The sequence below is a fragment of the Kitasatospora sp. NPDC001225 genome, assembly GCF_053597855.1.
The window spans coordinates 1-24,578 of sequence record NZ_JBSFJC010000087.1; the positions used below are offsets into that span (position 1 = coordinate 1).

The 24,578-nt window shown below is 72.9% G+C and carries 14 protein-coding genes; 8 read left to right on the plus strand and 6 right to left on the minus strand.

What is annotated here, in order from left to right:
• Positions 1-99 precede the first annotated feature (99 nt).
• Entirely contained in the window at positions 100-2,766 is a 2,667-nt protein-coding gene (glgP, locus tag ACWDCZ_RS26245; protein WP_449817123.1) for an alpha-glucan family phosphorylase, read from the minus strand.
• Positions 2,767-3,808: 1,042 nt separating this feature from the next.
• Here glgP and ACWDCZ_RS26250 point away from each other — a divergent pair.
• From ACWDCZ_RS26250 to pyk, 7 genes are all read left to right on the plus strand, one after another.
• Entirely contained in the window at positions 3,809-5,764 is a 1,956-nt protein-coding gene (locus ACWDCZ_RS26250) for an alpha-1,4-glucan--maltose-1-phosphate maltosyltransferase (protein WP_449817131.1), read from the plus strand.
• Positions 5,761-7,485 (plus strand): maltose alpha-D-glucosyltransferase, encoded by a 1,725-nt coding sequence (gene treS / locus ACWDCZ_RS26255; RefSeq protein ID WP_074001467.1) that lies wholly within the window; start codon positions 5,761-5,763, stop codon positions 7,483-7,485. Before ACWDCZ_RS26250 ends, treS begins: the two co-directional genes overlap by 4 nt.
• Before the next feature lie 252 nt (positions 7,486-7,737).
• Positions 7,738-9,228, plus strand: coding sequence for a maltokinase N-terminal cap-like domain-containing protein (locus tag ACWDCZ_RS26260; protein ID WP_049651955.1), 1,491 nt, complete (start codon positions 7,738-7,740; stop codon positions 9,226-9,228).
• Between the two features lie 170 nt (positions 9,229-9,398).
• Complete coding sequence (gene glgB / locus ACWDCZ_RS26265; RefSeq protein ID WP_380779956.1) at positions 9,399-11,828, plus strand: 1,4-alpha-glucan branching protein GlgB; 2,430 nt, start codon at positions 9,399-9,401, stop codon at positions 11,826-11,828.
• Between the two features lie 177 nt (positions 11,829-12,005).
• Positions 12,006-14,174: a phosphate acetyltransferase gene (gene pta, locus ACWDCZ_RS26270; protein WP_449817124.1), complete on the plus strand. Its 2,169-nt coding sequence runs from the start codon at positions 12,006-12,008 to the stop codon at positions 14,172-14,174.
• Positions 14,171-15,394, plus strand: coding sequence for an acetate kinase (locus ACWDCZ_RS26275; RefSeq protein WP_449817125.1), 1,224 nt, complete (start codon positions 14,171-14,173; stop codon positions 15,392-15,394). Before pta ends, ACWDCZ_RS26275 begins: the two co-directional genes overlap by 4 nt.
• A 94-nt stretch (positions 15,395-15,488) precedes the next feature.
• Positions 15,489-16,916 carry a pyruvate kinase gene (gene pyk / locus ACWDCZ_RS26280; protein WP_449817126.1) on the plus strand — a complete coding sequence of 476 codons (1,428 nt, stop codon included), beginning with the start codon at positions 15,489-15,491 and terminating at the stop codon, positions 16,914-16,916.
• Between the two features lie 74 nt (positions 16,917-16,990).
• Here the strand turns inward: pyk and ACWDCZ_RS26285 are convergent, their stop codons facing one another.
• From ACWDCZ_RS26285 to ACWDCZ_RS26300, 4 genes are all read right to left on the minus strand, one after another.
• On the minus strand, positions 16,991-18,382 hold the full coding sequence (locus ACWDCZ_RS26285; protein ID WP_449817127.1) for a hypothetical protein: 1,392 nt from the start codon (positions 18,380-18,382) through the stop codon (positions 16,991-16,993).
• The gene (locus ACWDCZ_RS26290) at positions 18,379-19,047 is read right to left on the minus strand and encodes a DUF6114 domain-containing protein (protein WP_449817128.1); all 669 of its coding nucleotides are present in this window, start codon (positions 19,045-19,047) and stop codon (positions 18,379-18,381) included. The genes ACWDCZ_RS26285 and ACWDCZ_RS26290 overlap by 4 nt, the downstream gene beginning before the upstream one ends.
• A gap of 132 nt (positions 19,048-19,179) precedes the next feature.
• Positions 19,180-19,842, minus strand: coding sequence for a DUF6230 family protein (locus ACWDCZ_RS26295; RefSeq protein ID WP_049651461.1), 663 nt, complete (start codon positions 19,840-19,842; stop codon positions 19,180-19,182).
• A 732-nt stretch (positions 19,843-20,574) separates the two neighbouring features.
• Complete coding sequence (locus ACWDCZ_RS26300) at positions 20,575-21,576, minus strand: tetratricopeptide repeat protein (RefSeq protein WP_449817129.1); 1,002 nt, start codon at positions 21,574-21,576, stop codon at positions 20,575-20,577.
• A 365-nt stretch (positions 21,577-21,941) separates the two neighbouring features.
• Here ACWDCZ_RS26300 and ACWDCZ_RS26305 point away from each other — a divergent pair, with 365 nt between their 5' ends.
• On the plus strand, positions 21,942-22,607 hold the full coding sequence (locus ACWDCZ_RS26305) for a TetR/AcrR family transcriptional regulator (protein WP_079271888.1): 666 nt from the start codon (positions 21,942-21,944) through the stop codon (positions 22,605-22,607).
• A 73-nt stretch (positions 22,608-22,680) separates the two neighbouring features.
• Here the strand turns inward: ACWDCZ_RS26305 and ACWDCZ_RS26310 are convergent, their stop codons facing one another.
• Entirely contained in the window at positions 22,681-24,366 is a 1,686-nt protein-coding gene (locus ACWDCZ_RS26310; RefSeq protein ID WP_049651459.1) for an acyl-CoA mutase large subunit family protein, read from the minus strand.
• Positions 24,367-24,578: the final 212 nt, after the last annotated feature.

The following is a 24,578-nucleotide window of genomic DNA, read 5'->3' on the forward strand; positions in this document are numbered from 1 at the left end:
CCCCTACACTCCCCCTGCCGGTCATTCCCACCCTCCCGCACGGAAGTACGCGGGCGGCCGCCCACCCGGTTCACCACCGGTGGACGGCCGCCCGCGGCCTCAGCGCAGCAGCCCCGCGTCCATCCCGGCCGACTCGGCCGGCAGCGCGACCAGCCCCAGCTCGGCCGGCGAGGCCAGCCGCGGGTGCGCGGGCAGCACCCGGACGGTGTAGCCGAACGGGCCGGTCCGGCAGAGCTCCAGCGAGCCCTCGTAGCGGATCCGGCCGTCCAGATCGGGCCCGCCGACCGGCTTGAGGGCGAGCAGGCAGGCGTCCGAGATCCGGTCCCGCTCGTCCACCCGGCCGGAGACCGCCTGCACCTCGACGTCGCCCGGCCGCAGCGTCCCGAGCGCGACCTGCACCCGCAGCTCCAGCGAACTGCCCAGCTCCTGCGCCTCGGTCGGGCAGTCCGCCTCGACGTGCTCGACCCGGACGGCCGGCCAGGCCTCCCGGACCGTCGCCTTCCAGAGCGCCAGCTCCCGCGCGCCGTGGCCTTGCTGCCCGGCCAGCTCCCGCTGGGCCTGCGCCGCCGGGGCGTACAGCCGCTCGACGTACTCCCGGACCATCCGCCCGGCCAGCACCTTGGGCCCGAGGGTGACCAGGGTGTGCCGGACCATGGCGATCCACTGCTGCGGCAGACCGTCCGCGTCCCGGTCGTAGAACCGGGCGGCGACCTGGTTCTCGATCAGGTCGTAGAGCGCGGCCGCCTCGATGTCGTCGCGCCGCTCGGCCTCGCCGCTGTCCGGGTCGAGCGCCCCGCCGCTCTCGTCGGCCGTGGGGATCGCCCAGCCGTTGCGGCCGTCGAACCACTCGTCCCACCAGCCGTCCAGGACGGACAGGTTGAGGCAGCCGTTGAGCGCCGCCTTCATCCCGGAGGTGCCGCAGGCCTCCAGCGGGCGCAGCGGGTTGTTCAGCCAGACGTCGCAGCCCGGGTAGAGGCGCTGGGCCATCGCCATGTCGTAGTCCGGCAGGAAGACGATCCGGTGCCGCACCGCCGGGTCGTCGGCGAAGGCGACCATCTGCTGGATCAGCCGCTTGCCGCCGTCGTCCGCCGGGTGGGCCTTGCCGGCGACCACGATCTGCACCGGCCGGGTGGGGTGCAGCAGCAGCGCGCGCAGCCGCTCCTGGTCGCGCAGCATCAGGGTGAGCCGCTTGTACGAGGGCACCCGGCGGGCGAAGCCGATGGTGAGCACATCGGGGTCGAGCACCGAGGAGACCCAGCCGAGCTCGGCCTCGCCGGCCCCGCGCCGGCGCCAGGAGGCGTGCAGCCGGCGGCGGGCCTCCTCCACCAGCTGGGCCCGCAGGGCGCGCCGCAGTTGCCAGACCTCGGTGTTGCCGATCCTCTCCAGGCCCGTCCAGCGCTTGCTCTCGCCGGTGGTCATCGCCTCCTCGGCGCGCTCGGCGCCGATCTCGGCGGCGCCGAGCCGGACCACCGCCGGGTCGATCCAGGTGGCGGCGTGCACGCCGTTGGTGACCGAGGTGATCGGCACCTCGGCCGGGTCGAAGCCGGGCCACAGGCCGTTGAACATCGAGCGGCTGACCTCGCCGTGCAGGGTGGAGACCCCGTTGGCGCGCTGGGCCAGCCGCAGGCCCATGGCGGCCATGTTGAAGAGCTTCGGGTCCCCGTCCTGCCAGCTCTCGGCGCCGAGCGCGAGCACCTGCTCGACCGGCACGCCCGGCAGCGCTGCGTCGCCGCCGAAGTGGCGGGCGACCAGCTCGCGGTCGAAGCGGTCGATGCCGGCCGGGACGGGCGTGTGGGTGGTGAAGAGGGTGCCGGCCCGGACGGCCTCCAGGGCGGCGGCGAAGTCGAGGCCGGTCCGGTCGTCGGCGACCAGTTCGCGGATGCGCTCCACGCCGAGGAAGCCGGCGTGGCCCTCGTTGGTGTGGAAGACGTCGGGGGCGGGGTGCCCGGTGAGCCGGCAGTAGGCGCGCACCGCCCGGACGCCGCCGATGCCGAGCAGCATCTCCTGGAGCAGCCGGTGCTCGCTGCCGCCGCCGTACAGCCGGTCGGTGACGTCCCGCTCGGCGGGCGAGTTGGCCTCGATGTCGGAGTCGAGCAGCAGCAGCGGGACCCGCCCGACCTGGGCCTTCCAGATGTGGGCGGCCAGGGTGCGGCCGCCGGGCAGGGCCAGGTCGACCCGGCCGGGGGTGCCGTCGGCCTCCCGCAGCAGGCTGACCGCGAGTTCGTCCGGGTCGAGCAGCGGATAGCGCTCCTGCTGCCAGCCGTCCCGGCTCAGGGACTGGCGGAAGTAGCCGTGCCGGTAGAACAGGCCGACGCCGACGACCGGCACGCCGAGGTCGCTGGCGGCCTTGAGGTGGTCGCCGGCCAGGATGCCGAGCCCGCCGGAGTACTGGGGCAGCGCCGCGGCGATGCCGTACTCGGGCGAGAAGTAGGCGATCGCGGCGGGCAGCGGGGCGGCGTCGGACTGCTGCCGGGTCTGGTACCAGCGGGGGCCGGTCAGGTACTCGCGCAGGTCGTCGGCGAGGTCGCCGAGTCTGCGCAGGAAGCGCCGGTCGGCGGCGAGCGCGGCCAGCCGGGCGGCCGGGACCTCCCCGAGCAGCCGCACCGGGTCCTCGCCGGTCGCGGCCCAGACCTCCGGGTCCACGGACCGGAAGAGGTCCCTGGTCTCGGGGTGCCAGGACCAGCGCAGGTTGAGGGCCAGCTCGTGCAGCGGCTGGAGTTGTTCGGGCAGGACGGTGCGGACGGTGAATCTGCGGATTGCCTTCACGGCGTGAAGCGTAGCCGTGGCGGTCGGCCGGACAGTGCGTCAAGTGGACTATTGGGCATCCGTTCGGGCTATTGATGAGATCGCATTCGGCGCATTGGACTGCACGGGGGGCGCGCGAGGCGCACATTTCGAGGGCCCGCGCTACCAATACGTGAACTCTTCGGTACGGCTTCATTTCCGATGGCGCATCCACCCGGGAGAAGGCCCGAAACTACTGTCGTACCGCTGCAAAAACCTTGTCGCCGGTGCGAGGATGACCGAAGGTCGTTGATGCAGTGGGGAGTACGACGACGGGTGGCGTCCCCCGCGAAGCAGCACGTCCGAATCCTTTTCGTGTTGTCCGTTCCCGTCCTTCTTAGCCCATTCGGCGCTCACCGCGCACGGACGCGTGTCCTCCCTACCGGCCCGCTCGTTCACGGGTGGACCGGGTCGGCCGGGGCGCGCCCGGCGGAGGCGTGCGCCGGGACGCACACGGGCTCCGGGGCGTCCCACCGCCGGCTCGGCGGGCGCCGGGCAGGTTGCCGGGAACAGCGGCGCGGGCAGGCTTCCGGTCGCACGTCCTCCCCACCCAGCAGTCCTCCGGTACTCCCCCGGCCCGTACCCAGGCCCGCGGGGAGCTGCCGCCGATCTCGGGCAGGAGCTTGGCATGCACGGCGACACGCGGGACCAGTCCACACCGGTGGCCGAAGGCCTCGACGCAGCGGTCGCGGAATCCGCCGGACGGATGGATTCTGACACTCGGACAGATCCGGCGATGCCGGCGCCGAGGGCCTCCGGGGCGGTCCGTGCCGGATCCTCCGAATCCGAAGCCCCCTCGACGGCCCGGCACCCCGGGGCCGAGGAGGACCGGGCGGCGGCACCCCGCAGGCGCACCACCACCACGCGCCGCACCACCGCCACCACCCCGAAGACCGCAGCTCCGAAGGCCGCCACCGCGGAGGCCGCCGGGTCCGCCTCCGCGAAGGCCCCGGCCGCCGGGGCAGCCGCCCGGAAGGCCCCCGCTCGCAAGCCCTCCGCCCGCAAGACGACAGAGAGCGACACCGTGATCGGCCGCATCCCCGTCCTGGACGTCAGTCCCCTCGTCGACGCCGGCCGCCGCCCGGCCAAGGCCGTCGTCGGCGAGACCTTCCTGGTCACCGCGACCGTCTTCCGCGAGGGCCACGACGCCGTCAACGCCAACGTGGTGCTGCGCGACCCGCGCGGCCGCAGCGGCCCGTGGACGCCGATGCGCGAACTGGCCGAGGGCACCGACCGCTGGGGCGCGTACGTCACCCCGACCGCGCCCGGCCGCTGGTCGTACCTGGTGGAGGCGTGGAGCGACCCGGTCGCCACCTGGCGCCGGACCGCCTCGGTGAAGCTGCCCGCCGGGATCGACACCGCGCTGGTCCTGGAGGAGGGCGCCCGGCTGCTGGAGCAGGCCGCGGCCGGGGTGCCCAAGAAGGAGGGCCGCGCCGACGTGCTGGCCGCCGCCGACGCGCTGCGCGACCAGACCCTGCCGCCGCTGTCCCGGCTGGCCGCCGCGCTCGCCCCCGAGGTGCTCGACGCGCTGGTCCGCCACCCGCTGCGCGAGCTGCTCAGCGCCTCCCGCCCGATGCCGCTCCAGGTCGACCGCGAGCGCGCGCTGTTCGGCTCCTGGTACGAGTTCTTCCCCCGGTCGGAGGGCGCCGTGGTGGACCCGGCCGGCGTCGAGCCGCCGCGCCCGGGCAACCTGCGCAGCGCCGCCGAACGCCTGCCGGCCGTCGCCGCGATGGGCTTCGACGTGGTCTACCTGCCGCCGGTCCACCCGATCGGCCGAGCCTTCCGCAAGGGCCCGGACAACACCCTGACGGCCGGCCCGCACGACGTCGGCTCGCCCTGGGCGATCGGCTCCCCCGAGGGCGGCCACGACGCCGTCCACCCGGACCTCGGCACCATCGAGGACTTCGACCACTTCGTCGCCGAGGCCAAGGCGCTGCACCTGGAGGTGGCGCTGGACTTCGCCCTCCAGTGCTCCCCCGACCACCCCTGGGTGAACAAGCATCCGGAATGGTTCAGCCACCGCACGGACGGCACCATCGCGTACGCCGAGAATCCGCCGAAGAAGTACCAGGACATCTATCCGGTCAACTTCGACCAGGACATGGACGGAATCGTCAAGGAAACCATCCGGATCCTCCGGTTCTGGATGTCGCACGGCGTCCGGATCTTCCGGGTCGACAACCCGCACACCAAACCGGTGGTGTTCTGGGAGAAGGTGCTCGCCGACGTCGCCCGGACCGACCCCGACGTGGTGTTCCTGGCGGAGGCCTTCACCCGCCCCGCGATGATGCACACCCTGGCGAAGATCGGTTTCCACCAGTCGTACACGTACTTCACCTGGCGCACCACCAAACCGGAACTCACCGACTACCTCACCGAACTCAGCGGTGACGCCGCCGCCTACATGCGGCCCAACTTCTTCGCCAACACGCCGGACATCCTGCACGAGTACCTCCAGCACGGCGGCCGGGCCGCCTTCGCGGTCCGCGCGGTGCTCGCCGCCACCCTCTCCCCCAGCTACGGCGTCTACGCCGGCTTCGAGCTGTACGAGAACGAGCCGGCCCACCCGGGCTCCGAGGAGTACCTCCACTCGGAGAAGTACGAACTGCGCCCGCGCGACTGGAGCCGCACCGACACCCTGGCCCCGCTGCTGACCGTGCTGAACCGGCTGCGCCGCCGCCATCCCGCCCTCCAGCAGCTGCGCGACCTGCGCTTCCACCCCACCGACAACGACCAGGTGCTCGCCTACTCCAAGACCGCGACCACCCCCGAGGGGCTCACCGACCAGGTCGTCACCGTGGTGAACCTCGACCCGCACCACGTCCAGGAGGCCACCGTCACGCTCGACGGCGACGGCCCGTACGCGGTGCACGACGAGCTCACCGGCGCCGTCTACACCTGGGGCCGGCACAACTACGTCCGGCTCGATCCCTCAGCCGAGCCGGCTCACCTCCTCACGGTTCGGAGGAACCCAGCGTGACAGTGAACGAGCCCGTCCCCGACACCTTCCCCGAGACCTCGAAGAAGAAGCTCGACCCGCAGTGGTTCAAGCGTGCGGTCTTCTACGAGGTGCTGGTGCGGTCCTTCCAGGACAGCAACGGCGACGGTGTCGGGGACCTCAAGGGGCTCACGGCCAAGCTCGACTACCTCCAGTGGCTCGGGATCGACTGCCTCTGGCTCCCCCCGTTCTTCGCCTCGCCGCTGCGCGACGGCGGGTACGACGTCTCCGACTACACCTCGGTGCTGCCGGAGTTCGGCGACCTCGCCGACTTCATGGAGTTCGTCGACGCCGCCCACGCCCGCGGCATGCGCATCGTGATCGACTTCGTCATGAACCACACCAGCGACCAGCACCCGTGGTTCCAGGCCTCCCGCTCCGACCCGGACGGGCCCTACGGCGACTTCTACATGTGGGCCGACGACGACAAGCAGTACCCGGACGCCCGGATCATCTTCGTCGACACCGAGACCTCCAACTGGACCTACGACCCGGTCCGCAAGCAGTACTTCTGGCACCGCTTCTTCTCGCACCAGCCGGACCTCAACTACGACAACCCCCGGGTCCAGGACGAGATGATCGCCGGGCTGCGGTTCTGGCTCGACCTCGGCATCGACGGCTTCCGGCTGGACGCGGTGCCGTACCTGTTCGCCCGCGAGGGCACCAACTGCGAGAACCTCCCGGAGACCCACGAGTTCCTCCAGCGGGTCCGCAAGGAGATCGACGCCAACTACCCGGACACCGTGCTGCTCGCCGAGGCCAACCAGTGGCCGGAGGACGTCGTCGACTACTTCGGCGACTTCGCCTCCGGCGGCGACGAGTGCCACATGGCGTTCCACTTCCCGGTGATGCCCCGGATCTTCATGGCGGTGCGCCGGGAGTCCCGCTACCCGGTGTCCGAGATCCTCGCCAAGACGCCGCAGATCCCCGGCGGCTGCCAGTGGGGCATCTTCCTGCGCAACCACGACGAGCTGACCCTGGAGATGGTCACCGACGAGGAGCGCGACTACATGTACGCGGAGTACGCCAAGGACCCGCGGATGCGCGCCAACGTGGGCATCCGCCGCCGGCTCGCCCCGCTGCTGGAGAACGACCGCAACCAGATCGAGCTGTTCACCGCGCTGCTGCTCTCCCTGCCCGGCTCGCCGGTCCTCTACTACGGGGACGAGATCGGCATGGGCGACAACATCTGGCTCGGCGACCGGGACGGCGTGCGCACCCCGATGCAGTGGACCCCGGACCGCAACGCGGGTTTCTCCTCCGCCGACCCGGGCAGGCTCAGTCTGCCGCCCATCATGGACCCGGTGTACGGCTATCAGGTGACCAACGTCGAGGCGCAGCAGAGCAGTTCGAGCTCCCTGCTGCACTGGACGCGTCGCATGATCGAGATCCGCAAGCTCAATCCGGCGTTCGGCCTCGGCAGCTACGCCGAACTGCCCTCCAGCAACCCCGCCGTGCTGGCCTTCGTGCGCGAGTACGAGGGGGACCTGGTCATGTGCGTGAACAACTTCTCGCGGTTCGCGCAGCCGACCGAGCTGGACCTGCGGCAGTACGGCGGGCGGTACCCGGTCGAGCTGATCGGCGGGGTGCGCTTCCCGTCGATCGGCGAGTGGCCCTACCTGCTCACCCTGGCCGGGCACGGCTTCTACTGGTTCCAGCTCCGGCAGCCCCCGCGCCTGAGCGGGACCAGGCGATCGAAGTAACGATCCGCCGCACGTGGCACAGCAGCCGTGAACAGCACCACCAGACCCTCCGGGGGCGCGAGTTGAACCCCCGCGCCCCCGGAGTTCTCTGCACCACCGCGTACGGAGAACAGCCCAACGGCCACCCACACGAAGGCGTGACACCCGAGCCGTGCTCGCGTGCCGCGACCGCCGCGCCGCCGCAATCCGGAAGACTGACGGACCCGGCCACGACCCGTCGGGCAGTCCGCGTGCTTCCGGGGAAAGGGAGCCATGTCCGAAACCTCCCGTTCTCAAGCCCACCTCCAGGACGACGCCCCCACCGGTCCCGCCACCCCCGCGGGCACCCGGGGCGCCGGGGCCCGGAGAACCGCCCTGGGCGTCAGCGAACTCGTCCAGGCGGCCCTGCCACTGATCGCCGCCTGGCTGCCCACCCAGCGCTGGTACGCCGGCAAGGGGAGGCCCATCACCGGCCTCACCCCGGTCGTCGGCACCCCGCTGCAGGTCGGCGACCCGGCCCTGCTGCACCTCCTGCTGCGGGTCGAGCACGCCACCACGGCCGGCGCCCCGCACGGCGACATCTACCAGCTGCTGCTCGGCATCCGCTCCGGCGGGCTCGGGGACATCGGGCCCGCCGCCGTGCTCGGCCGGCTCAGCCAGGGCCCGTACGACGGCGCGACCCTCTACGACGCGGTGCACGACCCCGAACTCACCGGACGGCTGCTCGAACACCTGGCCACCGGGGACCGCTTCGGCGCGCTCTCCTTCCGCCGCACCCCCGGCTCCGGACTGCCCGCCAACCTCCCCGGCCGCGCCTCCACCGCCGAGCAGTCCAACAGCTCGGTCATCTACGGCACCTCGTACATCCTCAAACTGTTCCGCCGCATCCACCCCGGCACCAACCCCGACCTCGAACTGTCGCTCGCGCTCTCCCGGGCCGGCTCCACCCGCATCCCCCGGGTCGCCGCCTGGTTCGAGAGCCGGATGGAACGCGCCGAACCCGCCACCCTCGGACTGCTGCAGCGCTACCTGCCGGACGCCGAGGACGGCTGGGAACTCGCCCTCGACCAGGTCGGCCGGCTCAAGGGGGACCGCTCCCCCGGCAACTTCGCCATCGAGGCGCACCGGCTCGGCCGGGCCACCGCCGAGGTGCACCGGGTCCTCGCCCGCTCGATGCCCGTCGCCCGGCTCGACCGCGCCCAGACCGGACGGCTGGCCGGCGCCATGGCCGACCGGCTGGACAGCGCCGTCGCCGCCGTCCCCGGCCTGCTGCGCTTCCGGGCCGCCCTGCGCACCGCCTTCCAGCAGCTCGCCGACGCCCACCCGGACGGCCTGCCGGTCCAGCGCATCCACGGCGACCTCCACCTCGGACAGGCCATGCGCACCCCGCACGGCTGGGTGCTGCTGGACTTCGAGGGCGAGCCCGCCAAGTCCGTCAACGAGCGCCGCGAACCGCAGCCCGCCCTGCGCGACGTCGCCGCGATGCTGCGCTCCTTCGACTACGCGGCCGCCCACCTGCTGGCCGGCGGCCCCGTCGACCCGGAACTGGCCCACCTGGCCGCCGCCTGGGCCCAGCGCAACCGCACCGCCTACGGCGCCGGCTACACCGCCGGCGGCGGCGCCGACCCGGCCGCCTCACCGGAGCTGATGCGGGCGCTGGAGATCGACAAGGCGGTCTACGAGGTGGTGTACGAGGCCCGGCACCGGCCGAGCTGGCTGCCGATCCCGCTGGCCGCGATCAACCGGCTCGCCCTGTCCGTCTGACCGGCCCTTCCCGTACCCACGCCTTTTCCGCACCGCCCGATTCCCGCACCGCCCGTTCACGCACCACTCGTTTCCGCACCACGCGTCTCCCGTCCCGCCCGTTTCCTGTCCCACCCGTTTCCTGTCCCGCCCGCAGGAGTTCGCCCACCCCGCCGCAGGAGGACCCCGCCGTGACGCCGATCGACCCGACCGGCCGCCCCACCCGCCCCGTACCGGCCACCTTCCTGGCCGGACCGCTCCCCGCCGAAGGCCACACCGGCCACGAGCACGGGGCGCACCGGGCGGCCGAGGAGGAGGGGGGCGCCGGCACCGGCTCGGAGCCCCCGGCCACCCTCCCGTCCCCGGCCGACCCACTCGCGGCCCCGCAGCCCCGGGGGGCCGAGCGCCCGGCCCCCACCGGGGCGCTGCGGCTGCCCGAGGCGCCGCTGCCGCCGGCCGAGGTCGACCGGCTGGTGGGCGGGCAGCACCACGACCCGCACGCGCTGCTCGGCGCGCACCCGGTGCACGGCGGCACGGCGATCCGGGTGCTGCGCCCGTTCGCCGAGCGGGTGGTCGTCGAGACCGCCCACGGCCCGGCCGAACTCACCCACCAGCAGAGCGGGTTGTTCACCGGCCTGGTGGCCGGCGGCGAACCGCCGGAGTACACCCTGCTGGTGACGTACCCCGACGGCGAGCCGCTGCGCCAGCACGACGGCTACCGCACCCCGCCCACCCTCGGCGAACTCGACCTGCACCTGATCTCCGAGGGCCGGCACGAGCAGCTGTGGCGGGCGCTCGGCTCGCACGTGCGCACCGTCGACGGGGTGGCCGGCACCGCCTTCGCGGTCTGGGCGCCGAACGCCGTCGGGGTCCGGCTGATCGGCGGCTTCAACCACTGGAACGGCACCGGGCACCCGATGCGCTCGCTCGGCTCGTCCGGGATCTGGGAGCTGTTCGTCCCCGGCCTGGCCGAGGGCGCCACCTACAAGTACGAGGTGCACACCCGGCAGGGCTGGGTGCTGGACAAGGCCGACCCGCTGGCCCGGGCCGCCCAGTGCCCGCCCGGCACCGCCTCGGTGGTCACCTCCTCCGACTACGCCTGGCAGGACGGCGAGTGGATGGCCCGCCGGGCCCGCGCCGCGCACCACCGCGCCCCGATGTCGGTGTACGAGCTGCACCTGCCCTCCTGGCGCCCGGACCTCACCACCTACCGCGCCATCGCCGAGGAACTGCCGCGCTACCTCCAGGAGTTGAACTTCACCCACGTGGAGCTCATGCCGGTGATGGAGCACCCCTTCGGCGGTTCCTGGGGCTACCAGGTGTCCGGCTACTACGCCCCCACCGCCCGGCTCGGCGGCCCCGACGACTTCCGGTACCTGGTGGACACCCTGCACCGGCACGGCATCGGCGTGATCGTCGACTGGGTGCCCGCGCACTTCCCCAAGGACGACTTCGCGCTCGCCCGCTTCGACGGCGAGCCGCTGTACGAACCCGCCGACCCGCTGCGCGCCGAGCACCCCGACTGGGGGACGCTGGAGTTCGACTACGGCCGCAAGGAGGTGCGCAACTTCCTCGTCGCCAACGCGGTGTACTGGTGCGAGGAGTTCCACGTCGACGGCCTGCGGGTGGACGCCGTCGCCTCGATGCTCTACCTCGACTACTCCCGCGAGGGCGGCGACTGGACCCCCAACCGGTTCGGCGGCCGGGAGAACCTCGACGCCGCCTCCTTCCTCCAGGAGATGAACGCCACCGTCTACCGGCGCTGCCCGGGCGCGGTGACCATCGCCGAGGAGTCCACCGCCTGGGACGGGGTCACCCGCCCCACCGACGCCGGCGGGCTCGGCTTCGGGCTGAAGTGGAACATGGGCTGGATGCACGACTCGCTGGTCTACATGTCCAAGGAGCCGGTGCACCGCAAGTACCACCACAACGAGATCACCTTCTCGATGGTGTACGCCTACTCCGAGAACTACGTCCTGCCGATCTCGCACGACGAGGTGGTGCACGGCAAGCGGGCGCTGGTCTCCAAGATGCCCGGCGACTGGTGGCAGCAGCGCGCCAACCACCGCGCCTACCTCGGCTTCATGTGGTCCCACCCGGGCAAGCAGCTGCTGTTCATGGGGCAGGAGTTCGCCCAGGGCGCGGAGTGGGACCACGAGCAGGGCCCGCAGTGGTGGGTGCTCGACGAGCGGTGGCCGGCCCACGAGGAGCACCTCGGGGTGCGCCGGCTGGTCCGCGACCTCAACCGGCGCTACCTCGACACCCCGGCGCTGTGGGAGCTGGACACCGTCCCCGAGGGCTTCCGCTGGCTCGACGGCGGCGCCGCCGAGGACAACCTGCTCTCCTTCGTCCGGTACGCGGCCGACGGCTCGCCGCTGGTCGCGGTCTGCAACTTCTCGCCGGTCGTCCGGCACGGCCACCGGGTCGGCCTGCCCCGGCTGGCGGGCCGCGACCAGCTGTGGGAGGAGGCGCTGAACACCGACGCCGAGGAGTACGGCGGCAGCGGCGTCGGCAACTCCCACCCGGTCAAGGCCGAGCCGGTGGAGTGGGACGGCCAGCCCCGGTCCGCCGAACTGGTCCTCCCCCCGCTCTCCACCGTCTGGCTCCGCCCCGCGCGCTGAGCGCCGGGCGCCTCCGGTGCCCCGGACGCCCCGGGTGCCCGCCCCGTCGGCGGGCGCCCTGGGCGGGACCTCCGCCCCTTGCCCGAACCCCGTCGCTCTGCTCGCGGACACCCGTTCGGGGTGCGAAGGTATGGTCGATATGACCACTTTCCGAGACGACGGGACGGAGACAACCACGTGGCGCGCAGCGTGTACGTGACCGGCATCGACCGGGGGGACGGCCGCCAGGCGGTCGAACTCGGGGTCATGGAACTGCTCACCCGCCAGGTGGACCGGGTCGGGGTGTTCCGCCCGCTGGTGCACGCCGCCCCCGGGCAGCCGGGCTCCGACCACGTGGTCGAGCTGCTGCGCGGCCGCTACCGGCTCGACCTGCCCAGCAGCGAGCTGTACGGCCTCGGCTACGAGGAGGCCGCCGCCCTCCAGGCCGCCCACGGGCAGGACGAACTGGTCTCCGCCCTGGTCGACCGCTTCCACGCGCTGGAGCGGCGCTGCCAGGCCGTCCTGGTGCTCGGCACCGACTTCGCCGACACCAGCATCCCGGACGAACTCGCCTTCAACGCCCGCCTGGCCAACGAGTTCGGCGCCGCCGTGCTGCCGGTGGTCGGCGGGCACGGCGAGGACCCCGAGACGGTGGTCGCCGAGCTGCTGGGCGCCCACCGCGCCTACACCGACCTCGGCTGCCAGACCCTGGCGATGATCGCCAACCGGGTCGCCCCCGGCGCCAAGCAGCGCATCCAGCGCACCCTCACCGAGAAGCTGCCCGTCCCCGCCTACGTCATCCCGGAGGAGCCGGCCCTGGCCGCGCCCACCGTCGCCCAGCTGGTCGAGGCGACCGGCGCCGAGGTGCTGCTCGGGGACGCCGCCGGCCTCGCCCGGGACGTGCGCGGCTACGTCTTCGGCGGCGCCATGCTGCCCACCTTCCTGGACGCGCTGACCGAGGGCGCCCTGGTGGTCACCCCCGGGGACCGCGCCGACCTGGTGATCGGCTCGCTGGCCGCGCACGCCGCCGGCGCCCCGCCGATCGCCGGCGTGCTGCTGACGCTCGGCCAGCACCCCGGCCCCAACGTGATGGCACTGGCCGCCCGGCTCGCCCCCGGCACCCCGGTCGCGGTCGTCCCCGAGGGCAGCTGGCCCACCGCCGCCCACCTGACCCACCTGGAGGGCAAGCTCACCTCGGCCAGCCCCCGGAAGGCCGAGATCGCCCTCGGCCTGTTCGAACTGCACGTCGACACCGCCGAGTTGACCAACCTGATCGAGGTCGGCCGGTCCGAGCGGGTCACCCCGATGATGTTCGAGCACGAGCTGCTGGAGCGCGCCCGGGGCACCCGCAGGCACGTCGTCCTGCCGGAGGGCACCGAGGAGCGGGTGCTGCGCGCCGCCGAGATCCTGCTGCGCCGCAACATCTGCGACCTCACCCTGCTCGGCGAGGCGGACGCCGTCCGCCGCAAGGCGTCGAGCCTGAGCATCGACCTCCCCGCCGAGGACCCGGCCGCCGACCGCGCCCAGGTGCGGATCGTCGACCCGGCCACCAGCCCGCTGCGCCGCCAGTTCGCCGAGCTGTACGCGAGGCTGCGCGCCCACAAGGGGATGACCGTCGAACTGGCCCTGGACGTGGTCACCGACGTCTCGTACTTCGGCACCCTGATGGTCCAGGAGGGCATCGCGGACGGCATGGTCTCCGGCGCCGCGCACTCCACCGCCGCCACCATCCGGCCCGCCTTCGAGGTGATCAAGACCTCGCCGGGCGCCTCGATCGTCTCCTCGGTCTTCTTCATGTGCCTGGCCGACCGGGTGCTGGTGTACGGCGACTGCGCGGTCAACCCCGACCCGGACGCCCAGCAGCTGGCCGACATCGCCATCCAGTCGGCCGCCACCGCCGCCCAGTTCGGGGTGGAGCCGCGGGTCGCGATGCTCTCGTACTCGACCGGCACCTCCGGCTCCGGCGCGGACGTCGACAAGGTCCGCAAGGCCACCGAGCTGGTCCGCGAGCTGCGGCCGGACATCCTGGTCGAGGGCCCGATCCAGTACGACGCGGCGGTGGACGCCCGGGTCGCGGCCACCAAGCTGCCGGGCTCCCCGGTGGCCGGGCGGGCCACCGTGCTGATCTTCCCGGACCTCAACACCGGCAACAACACCTACAAGGCGGTCCAGCGCTCGGCCGGGGCCGTCGCCGTCGGCCCGGTGCTCCAGGGGCTGCGCAAGCCCGTCAACGACCTCTCCCGCGGGGCGCTGGTGCAGGACATCGTCAACACCGTCGCGATCACCGCCATCCAGTCCCAGGACCACGCCTCCCAGGACCACGCCTCCCAGGACCGCGCGTCGGACAGCAAGGAGCTCCCCGCATGAGCAAGGGCACCCGCGTCCTCGTCCTGAACGCCGGCTCCTCGTCGGTGAAGTACCAGCTGATCGACATGCTGGACGGGGCCAGGCTGGCCGCCGGGCTGGTCGAGCGGATCGGCGAGGCCGGCGGGCGGCTGGTGCACACCCCGCGCACCGGCGGGCCGCGCGAGACCGTCCAGGCCTTCCCGGACCACGCCGCCGCGCTCAAGGCCGTCGCCGAGGAGCTGTCCGCCGACGGCGTCGGGCTGGACTCCCCCGAGCTGGCCGCGATCGGCCACCGGGTGGTGCACGGCGGCCTGCGGTTCACCGAGCCGACCGTGATCACCGACGACGTGCTCAAGGAGATCCGCCGGCTGATCCCGGTCGCCCCGCTGCACAACCCGGCCAACATCACCGGCATCGAGGTCGCCCGGGCCCTGCGCCCCGACCTCCCCCAGGTGGCCGTCTTCGACACCGCCTTCCACGCCTCGATGCCCGAGTACTCGGCCCGGTACGCGATCGACAAGGACGTCGCCGACCGGCACCGGGTGCGCCGCTACGGCTTCCACGGCACCTCGCACCAGTACGTCTCGCGGGCCACCGCCCGGCTGCTCGGCAAGGACCCGGCCGAGGTCAACGTGATCGTGCTGCACCTGGGCAACGGCGCCTCCGCCTCGGCCGTCGCCGGCGGCCGCTGCGTGGACACCTCGATGGGCCTGACCCCGCTGGAGGGCCTGGTCATGGGCACCCGATCGGGCGACATCGACGCCGGCGTGGTGTTCCACCTGCACCGGGTCGGCGGGCTGTCCGTGGACGAGATCGACGACCTGCTCAACCGCCGCAGCGGCCTGCGCGGGCTGTGCGGCGAGAACGACATGCGCGAGATCATGCGCCGGGCCGACGAGGGGGACGCGGACGCGAAGCTCGCGTTCGACTCGTACGTCCACCGGCTGCGCAAGTACATCGGCGGCTACTACGCGGTGCTCGGCCGGGTGGACGCGATCGCGTTCACCGCCGGGGTCGGGGAGAACGCGGCGCCGGTGCGCGCGGCGGCCACCGCGGGACTGGAGGAACTGGGCATCGCCGTCGACCCGGAACTGAACTCGGTGCGGTCCGGCGAGGCCCGGATCGTCTCGCCCGAGTACGCCCGGGTGGCGGTCGCCGTGGTGCCCACCGACGAGGAGCTGGAGATCGCCCGACAGACCTTCGCGCTGGTGTACCGGGAACGCCGGGAGTCCGAGGACTGACACGGATCCGTCTCACTCCTCGGAAGCTTTCGTCGGCGATTCCTCCCGGTGCGTGCCGAATGCACCTATAACACGAACGGATAGACTGATCCATATGCGCCGAGCGAAAATTGTCTGCACCCTGGGTCCGGCGACGGACTCCTACGAACAGCTGAAGGCCATCGTCGAGGCGGGCATGAACGTCGCCCGACTGAACATGAGCCACGGCAACCACGCGGACCACGAGGAGCGGTACCGCAAGGTCCGCCAGGTCTCGGAGGACACCGGCAAGGCCATCGGCGTCCTGGCCGACCTCCAGGGTCCGAAGATCCGTCTGGCGACCTTCGCCAACGGCCCGGTGACCGTCGACAACGGCGACGAGTTCACCATCACCACCGAGGACGTCCCCGGTGACCAGCACATCTGCGGCACCACCTACAAGGGCCTGCCCGGCGACGTGAAGGCCGGCGACCCGATCCTGATCAACGACGGCGTCATCGCCCTGGAGGTCGTCAGCGTCGACGGCCCGCGGGTGAAGACCGTGGTGATCGAGGGCGGCGTGCTCTCGAACAACAAGGGCATCAACCTGCCCGGCGCGGCCGTGAACGTGCCCGCCCTGTCCGAGAAGGACAAGGACGACCTGCGCTTCGCGCTGCGCCTGGGCGTCGACATGATCGCCCTGTCCTTCGTCCGCAACGCGGACGACATCAAGGACGTCCACGAGGTCATGGACGAGGTCGGCATCCGCGTGCCGGTCATCGCCAAGATCGAGAAGCCGCAGGCCGTCGAGGCCATGGAGGAGATCGTCCTCGCCTTCGACGCCATCATGGTCGCCCGCGGCGACCTGGCCGTGGAGTACCCGCTGGAGCGGGTGCCGCTGGTCCAGAAGCAGCTGATCACCCTGGCCCGCCGCAACGCCAAGCCGGTCATCGTCGCCACCCAGATGATGGAGTCGATGATCCACGCCTCGCGCCCGACCCGCGCCGAGGTCTCCGACGTCGCCAACGCCATCCTGGACGGCGCCGACGCGGTCATGCTGTCCGCCGAGTCGAGCGTCGGCAAGTACCCCGTCGAGACCGTCCGCACCATGGCCCGGATCTGCGAGACGGCCGAGGGCGAGCTGCTCGCCCAGGGCCTCCAGCCGCTCAACCCGGGCCGCAAGCCGCGCACCCAGGGCGGCTCCGTCGCCCGCGCCGCGTGCGAGCTGGGCGACTTCCTGGACGGCAAGGCGCTGGTCGCCTTCACCAAGTCCGGCGACACCGCCCGCCGGCTGTCCCGCTACCGCTCGCCGATCCCGGTGATCGCCTTCACCCCGGACAGCGCCACCCGCAACCAGCTCTCGCTGAGCTGGGGCGTCGAGGCGTACGTCACGGAGCAGGTGGCCACCACCGACGCGATGGTCGCGCAGGTCGACCGGGAGCTGCTGAAGCTCGGCCGGCTCGGCGAGGGCGACACCGTCATCGTCACCGCCGGTGTCCCGGTCGGCGTCCCCGGCACCACCAACATGGTGCAGGTGCACCACCTGGGCACCCGGAGCGAGTGAGCACCCGTCAGGCCTGAACGCCCGTGGGGCGGTCCTCCTTCCGGAGGGCCGCCCCACGGTCCTTGTGGCGTCCGCTACTTGTCGCTGTAGGGGGCGTCGTCGTTGAACAGGCGCATCCCGGGGATGCGCAGGGTGCCGCCGAACTGGCCGGCCTGCTTGGCGGTGACGCCGGTCAGCTCCAGGTCCAGCGGGATCGGGATGGAGCCGATCAGGTCGTACAGCCAGCGCGGCAGGGTGTCCGGGGTGAGGGTGATCTCGCCCAGGTCGATCGGGATCGGCAGGCCGAGCACCTTGGAGAGGTGGCCGGACAGCCGCTCCACGTACATGGTGACCGGGCCCTTGCGCATCGTCGAGGTGGAACCCGGGGCGCCCTGGACGTGGAAGGTGACGCCATTGCCCTCCAGGGTCGACATGTCGAGGTTGTCGATGTCCACGCTGTCGACCACGAACTTCAGGACGCGCTTGCTGCCGGTCACGGTCTTCACGTCGTAGACGCCGTGGAAGGCCGCGCCGTGCAGGGCGAGCCGGCTGGTCTTCAGGGTCCAGTTCTGCTCCGGGACGACGTGCCCGGGGGCGGGCGCGCCGGCGGTCAGGCCCCGGGCGTCCACATCGCAGTTGGGGTTCTCGGTCGGCGTGCCGGACGGGCTGCCGGAGGCGCCCGCGGAGGGCGTCGCCGAGGCGTCCGCGGACGGGGTCGCGGAGGGCTTCGGCTTGCCGCTCGCCCTGCCGCTCGGCGTGGCGGTGGGCGAGGGCTCGTCGGCGGCGGGCTGGGTCGCGGGCGGCGCGGCCTGCGGGGCGGCGGCCGGGGCCTGCACCGGGGCGTCCGGGTGCGGGGCCTCGGTGTGCGGGGCGGGGGCGGCCGGAGCGGCCGGGCCGGCGGGCGCCGCGGGGGTGGTGGTCGGGGCGCCGCCCGGGGTCGGGCTCGGCGAGCCGTTCGGGGTGAGCAGCCGGTTGACGCCGTCGACGAGGCCGTCGATCAGCCCCGCCCGGGCCGCCGGGCCGGTGGTGGTGGGCGTCGCGGCGGCCGACGGCTTGACCGGCGAGGTCGGCTGCTGGGCCGGGCCGGTGGTCGGTGCGGGGGTCGGCACCGAGCCCGGGTCCGTCGAGGGGCCGGCGGTGGGCGCGGTGCCCGGCGCGGTGCTCGGCGCGGTGCTCGGCGCGGTGCTCGGCGCCGTGGACGGGCCCGGCGGCGGCTCGGGCAGCTCGCTCTTGGGCACCGGCGTCTCGACCGGCGCGACGTCCGGCACGGCGGCCGGCGCGGTGCCGCAGGGCTTGCCCGCCGCCGACTCGGCGACCGCCGGGTTGGGCGTGTAGGCGGCGGCCATCAGCAGCGCGGTCGGCACCGCGGCCAGCGCCAGTGCCCGGCCCCTCAGCCGGACCCGTACGGGCGTGCGCGGGGCCGCGTGCCGGCCGGAGCGCTGCGCGGGAACGGTCGTACCGTCGGCTTGCTCGGCCGGCCCGGTCACCGCGCCTCCTCCTGGTCCACGGCGACGGCCCGCTTCCGGTCCGCGGTGTCGGCCTGCTTCGGGACGGCGGCCGCGGGTTCGGCGGCCTGCGGCCCGCCCTGGGCGGGCAGTTCGGCGGTGGGCGCCTCGACGGCGCCGTCGGTGGCCGGCTCGGTGGCGACGCTCCGCGCCACGGCGTTCCCGGCCGCCGCGTCCCCGGCGCCGCCCTTGGCCCGGCCCCAGCGTCCGCGCCCGGCCGCCTTCGCGGCCTTGGGCTCCGGCAGCGGCGCCCAGGAGACCATCAGCCCGCCGCCGATCAGGCCCGGCAGCAGGGCCAGTCCGAAGCCCCCCAGGTTGGAGACCGGGAGGGAGACCAGCGTCAGCAGCGTGGTGGCGATGCCGGCGAAGACCCGTACGGCCGGCTGGAACCAGGCGGTCAGCCCGAGCACGATCAGCAGCACGCCGATGATCAGTGACCCGGCACCCGCCGTGGTGGCCATGGCCACCGTCATGCCGCCCAACGAGAGCTTGGCGTACGGGAAGTACATGATCGGGACGCCGGCGATCATGGCCAGCAGACCGCCGTAGTACGGCCGCGTCCGACGGAACGTACGGAACACCCGGCGCAGCCACTGGGCGGGGTTCTCGTGCTCGGCGGGCCGGTAGGAGGCAAGGGCGCTGGACACGGTGCAGCTCCTCGATGGTGTGAACGAGGGATGGAGGAGACACGGGATCCGGGGACGGCGCACGCACCGTCCCCGGTCCCGCGGGTGCCGTCGGGGCGGGCGGGCCGGGCCCGGCCCGCCGCCGTCAACGGCCTAGTAGCACTCGCCGGAACCGTCGGTGTGCAGCGCGAGCTTCAGGCCCGGGAGCTTGAAGGTGCCGGCCGAGGTGGCCCACGCGGTCTGCTGCACGTTGTACAGGTCGGCCTTCTCGGCGGCCTGGGCGAAGCCGGTCTGCCCGGACGGCAGGCCGCCGAGCTTGGACTTCCAGCCCTGGGTGGCCTCGCCCTTGAGGGTCGACGCCTCCTGGCCGATGTTGATGTTGGAGAACTCGGCGTCGGCGTTCAGCTGGTCGAGGTCGATCAGCAGGTTCTTGGCGTAGACCTGCTTCTTGACGTCCTCGCTGTTGCCGGCCTCCAGACGCAGGATGATCTTGGGCAGCTTCCACGGCAGGCCGGGGATGACGTTGGGGTCGGTCACCACCGACTGGCAGAGGCCCTTGATGGTGGCCTCGTCGAAGGCCGAGACGGCGACCGGGTGCGGCGTGCCGTTCGACTCCGCGTCGATCGAGCCGAACTGGGCGAAGTTCCTGCCGTGCAGCTCCGGCGTGGTGACCTTGAAGCTCTGGCCGGAGACGCTGAACGAAGCCGCCAGCGCGTTGTTGGCGATCGAGACGCCCACCGCGGCGGTGGCCGCGATGCTCGGCACCATCACCAGGGCGAAGCGCTTCCAGCGGGTCTTGCCGTAGGTCTGGGACATGCGAGTCCTCCTTCTAGGACGTACATCTCCGGCTCCCCGGCGGCGCGTCCCGCACCGGTGGGGACCTGGGATGGGAGAGAGCTACGTCCTCGGTAGCGGAGAGCGCCTTGGGCGTCGTCGGACGCGGGAGCGGCCCGCGTGCAGCGGACCTCCCGTCCAAGCACCGGCCGTCCTTGCGGGGCGGCGGGCAGGACCGACGACATCGGCGATCACCCCCGAGCGACAACCAGCGACCGCGCAGGGCCGCGCGGCCGGTCGAAGGACAGGAACCGCCGTGGGACCGCGGATACCCCCCTGCCCTCCCTCCCGCCGGCCGGGGCCGACGGACCGCCCGGTGGGGATCCCGCGCTCCGCGTGGCCGACCGGGGTCGGGGTGTGGAGCCCGGGACCGGGCGTGGCCGATCGTGCTTGAATCCCGGGCGAAGCACAAGAGGTTCCTTACTGACGGGTAATGCAACATCAGGTGGCGTTGATCATGGAATCGACCCGGGCCACACCCTGCGTGACGTCTTGAAGGAAACGTGACGGCGAAATCTGCCGGAAACGCAAGCGAAACACCCGTGGGCGGTCACACAAGGTGACCACCCACGGGTGAAATCAAGATTTGGTAAACCTCTGTTCAGTTGACCGGATTGTCGCCAAATCACCAGCGACACCGCAGGTCATCCGCCGTGCCAGGCAGCGGACCTGATCCGGGCTCAGAACCGGCTCGGGAGCCGGCCCGGAGCGGGCTCAGAACAGCACGCGCGCCAGCGCCGTACGGGCCGCGACGACCCGCGGGTCCTCCGGGCCGATCACCTCGAACAGCTCCAGCAGGCGCAGCCGGGCGGTGTCCCGGTCCTCGCCGGCCGTCCGCCCGACGGTGGCCACCAGGCGCCCGAAGGCGTCCTCGACGTGACCGCCGACCAGGTCCAGGTCGGCCGCCTTGAGCTGGATCCCGACGTCCTTCGGGTCGGCGGCGGCCGCCGACCGGACGGCCTGGAGGTCCAGACCCTCGATCCGCTTCAGCAGCTCGGCCTGGGCCAGGCCCAGCTTGGCCTCGGTGTTGCCCGGCTGCTCGGCCAGCACGTTCCGGTAGGCCTGGATGGCACCGCCCAGGTCGCCGGCGTCCAGCGCGTCGTGCGCGGCGGACAGCGCCGGGTCCTCGGGGCGCTGCGGGGCGGCGGCCGGGGCCTCGCCCGGGGCGGCCGCGCCACCGGCCAGGCCGGCCACGCCGAAGCGCTGCTCGGCGACCAGGATCAGCTGGTCCAGGATCTGACGGATGTTGGCCGCGCTCTCCGCGCCCTGGAACAGCGGCACCAGCTGGCCGGCCACCACGGCCATCACGGCCGGGATGCCCTGGATGCCGAACTGCTGGGAGAGCAGCGGGTTGGCGTCGACGTCGATCTTGGCGAGCACGAAGCGGCCGGCGTACTCCTCGGCCAGGCCCTCCAGGACCGGGCTCAGCTGCTTGCAGGGCCCGCACCACTCGGCCCAGAAGTCGATGACGACCGGCACCTCGGTGGAGCGCTGGACGACCTCGGTCTCGAAGGTGTCCTCGGTGACGTCGATGACGAGCTGGTGGGCGGTCCGGGCGGGGGCGGCTCCGTCCGCATCGGCGGCGGACGCCTGACGAGCCCGCTCGGCCCGGGCCTGCTCGGCCTTCTGGGCGGCTTCGCCGGCCGCCTTCACTGCGGCGAGGTCGACCGCACCGCGCAGGGCGGAGCTGTTGAGACGCGAATTCCGTGGCTGCATGGCACCATCCTCCCCCGTCCGCGCTGCTCGCGGGCACCAACCTCCGGAAAGTCGCCCCGCGCGGGCCGCGCGGTGCGGGTTCCCGGGCGCCGTGCCCCTCCCCCGGTAGCTTGGACCGTTCGGCGCGGATCCCCACCCGCGCCCGCGCCGCTCCCGTCCCACGGGACGCGGCGCCTGGTTGTCACTGCTTTCGCTACGAGTCGTAGCGTAACTGGAGCCGGTGGCCCGGCCGCAAGCCCCTCCGGTGGTTCGGGGACGTGACCTGCCCCACTTTCCCGGGGTGCCCCGCTGCCCGAACGGACGAACAGTCGCTACCGTTACCAGCCCCACCCAAGTTACTTACCAGTAGAGCGCAAGGAGGCCCGGTGCCGGCCGCCCAGCCCCCAGCGAGCCCGCAGGGCACGCACCAGGACTGCCCGGCGCCCGCGGGCACCGCCCGGGCCAAGGGCCGCCCGCGCAGCGCCGCCGCCGACCGCGCCATCCTCGACGCCACCCGCGAGACCCTGGCCGAACTCGGCTGGGGCGGACTGACCATGGGCCACGTGGCGAGCCGGGCCGGGGTCGCCAAGACCACCCTCTACCGCCGCTGGCCGTCCAAGAACGAGCTCGTGGTGGACGCCGTCGCCACCCTCTTCGACGAGCTGGTGATGCCCGACCTCGGCAGCCTGCGGGCCGACATCGAGGCCGTGGTGGCCCAGTTCGCCGACCTGCTGGCCCGCCCGGAGACCCAGGCCGCGCTGCTCGCGCTGTTCGCCGAGGGCACCCGCGACCGCCAGCTGCGGCGGCGGATCCGCGAGGCCATCGTGGACCCGCAGAAGCGGCTGGTCCGCCAGGGCCGGGCGGCCGCCCAGGCCCGCGGCGAGCTGGAGGCGGACACCGACGACACCTCGGCCCGCGAGGAGGTCGACATCATCTTCGACACCATCGCGGGCACCGTCGAGCACCGCGTCCTGGTCAGCGGCGAGCCGATCACCCCGGAGTGGACCCGCCGCTTCACCGACCTGCTGCTCGGACCGATGCTCGCGGGCTGAGCGCACCCCGGCCGGAGACACGGCAAAGCCGCCGTACGGGATCCCGTACGGCGGCTCCGCGTCGGCCGCGGCCTCAGAACATCGCGTTCTCCTGGTACGTGCCCCACTCCTCGCGCAGCGCGTTGCAGATCTCGCCCAGCGTCGCCTCGGCGCGCACCGCGTCCAGCATCGGCGGGATCATCGACTCGCCCGAGCGCGCCGCCGCCAGCATGGCGTCCAGCCCGGCCCGGACGGCCGCGTCGTCCCGGGCCGCCTTGCGCTCCCGCAGCACCCGGACCTGCTCGCGTTCGACCTCGTGGCTGACCCGCAGGATCTCCAGCTCCGGGGTGACGCTGCGCGGGTGGCAGTTGACGCCGACCACGCGCTTGTCGCCCTTCTCCACCGACTGCTGGTACTGGAAGGCCGCCTCGGCGATCTCCCCGGTGAACCAGCCCTCCTCGATGCCGCGCAGGATGCCGGAGGTGATCGGGCCGATCTCGTGGTCCTCGCGGCCCTTGTCCAGGATCCGCTGGAAGATCGCCTCGGCCTGCTGCTCGATCCGGTCGGTCAGCGCCTCGACGTACCAGGAACCGCCCAGCGGGTCGGCGACGTTGGCGACGCCGGTCTCCTCCATCAGCACCTGCTGGGTGCGCAGGGCGATCTCGGCGGCCTGCTCGGAGGGCAGCGCCAGGGTCTCGTCCAGGGCGTTGGTGTGCAGCGAGTTGGTGCCGCCGAGCACCGCGGCCAGCGCCTCGACGGCGGTGCGGACCACGTTGTTATACGGCTGCTGCGCGGTCAGCGAGACGCCGGCGGTCTGGGTGTGGAAGCGCAGCCACTGCGCCTTGTCGGTCTTGGCGCCGAAGCGCTCGCGCATCCAGCGGGCCCAGATCCGGCGCGCGGCGCGGAACTTGGCGATCTCCTCGAAGAAGTCCAGGTGCGCGTCGAAGAAGAAGGACAGGCCGGGCGCGAAGACGTCCACGTCCAGGCCGCGGGAGAGGCCCAGCTCGACGTAGCCGAAGCCGTCCGCGAGGGTGTACGCCAGCTCCTGCGCGGCCGTGGCCCCGGCCTCGCGGATGTGGTAGCCGGAGACCGACAGCGGCTTGTACGCGGGGATGCCCTCGGCGCAGTAGGCCATCAGGTCGCCGATCAGGCGCAGGTGCGGCTCGGGGGCGAAGAGCCACTCCTTCTGCGCGATGTACTCCTTGAAGATGTCCGTCTGGAGGGTGCCGTTGAGCACCGCCGGGTCCACGCCCTGGCGCTCGGCGGCCACCAGGTACATGCAGAAGACCGGCACGGCCGGGCCGCTGATCGTCATCGAGGTGGTGACCCCGCCGAGCGGGATGCCGTCGAACAGCACCTCCATGTCGGCGGCCGAGTCGATGGCCACGCCGCAGTGGCCGACCTCGCCGAGCGACTTCGGGTCGTCCGAGTCGTAGCCCATCAGGGTCGGCATGTCGAAGGCGACCGAGAGGCCGCCGCCGCCCGCGTCCAGGATCATCCGGTAGCGCTCGTTGGTCTGCTGGGCGTTGCCGAAGCCGGCGAACTGGCGGATGGTCCAGGTGCGGCCCCGGTAGCCGGTCGGGTGCAGACCGCGGGTGTACGGGTACTCGCCCGGCCAGCCGATCCGCTCGAAGCCCTCGTAGGCCTGCCCGGCGGGCGGGCCGTAGACCGGCTCGACCTCGTCGCCGGAGAGGGTGGTGAAGTCCGCGTCGCGCTTGCGGGCCTTGTCGTACCGCTGCTGCCAGCGCTGCCGGCCCCGCTCGATCTCCTCGGCGTCCATGATCCCGAACTCCGCTCCGTACGGCCGCCGCGGCGACGGGGCGGCACAGCTAGTAGGACGTCCTAACAATTTACTCGGACGTCCTAGTACTTGTCGATGGACAACCCGCCCGCACGGCCCGCGATCCCCCGAAAGGGACCGGGATCCGGCCCGGGGGGCTCCGGGAGCCGCCCGAACGGGGCCCGGGAACGCCGGAGCGCCCCTCCCCCGGT

Coding starts and splice junctions, on each gene's coding strand:
- ACWDCZ_RS26260 (WP_049651955.1), top strand. CDS start 7,738: ATGTCCGAAACCTCCCGTTCTCAAGCCCACCTCCAGGACGACGCCCCC.
- ACWDCZ_RS26275 (WP_449817125.1), top strand. CDS start 14,171: ATGAGCAAGGGCACCCGCGTCCTCGTCCTGAACGCCGGCTCCTCGTCG.
- pyk (WP_449817126.1), top strand. CDS start 15,489: ATGCGCCGAGCGAAAATTGTCTGCACCCTGGGTCCGGCGACGGACTCC.
- ACWDCZ_RS26295 (WP_049651461.1), bottom strand. CDS start 19,842: ATGTCCCAGACCTACGGCAAGACCCGCTGGAAGCGCTTCGCCCTGGTG.
- ACWDCZ_RS26300 (WP_449817129.1), bottom strand. CDS start 21,576: ATGCAGCCACGGAATTCGCGTCTCAACAGCTCCGCCCTGCGCGGTGCG.
- ACWDCZ_RS26310 (WP_049651459.1), bottom strand. CDS start 24,366: ATGGACGCCGAGGAGATCGAGCGGGGCCGGCAGCGCTGGCAGCAGCGG.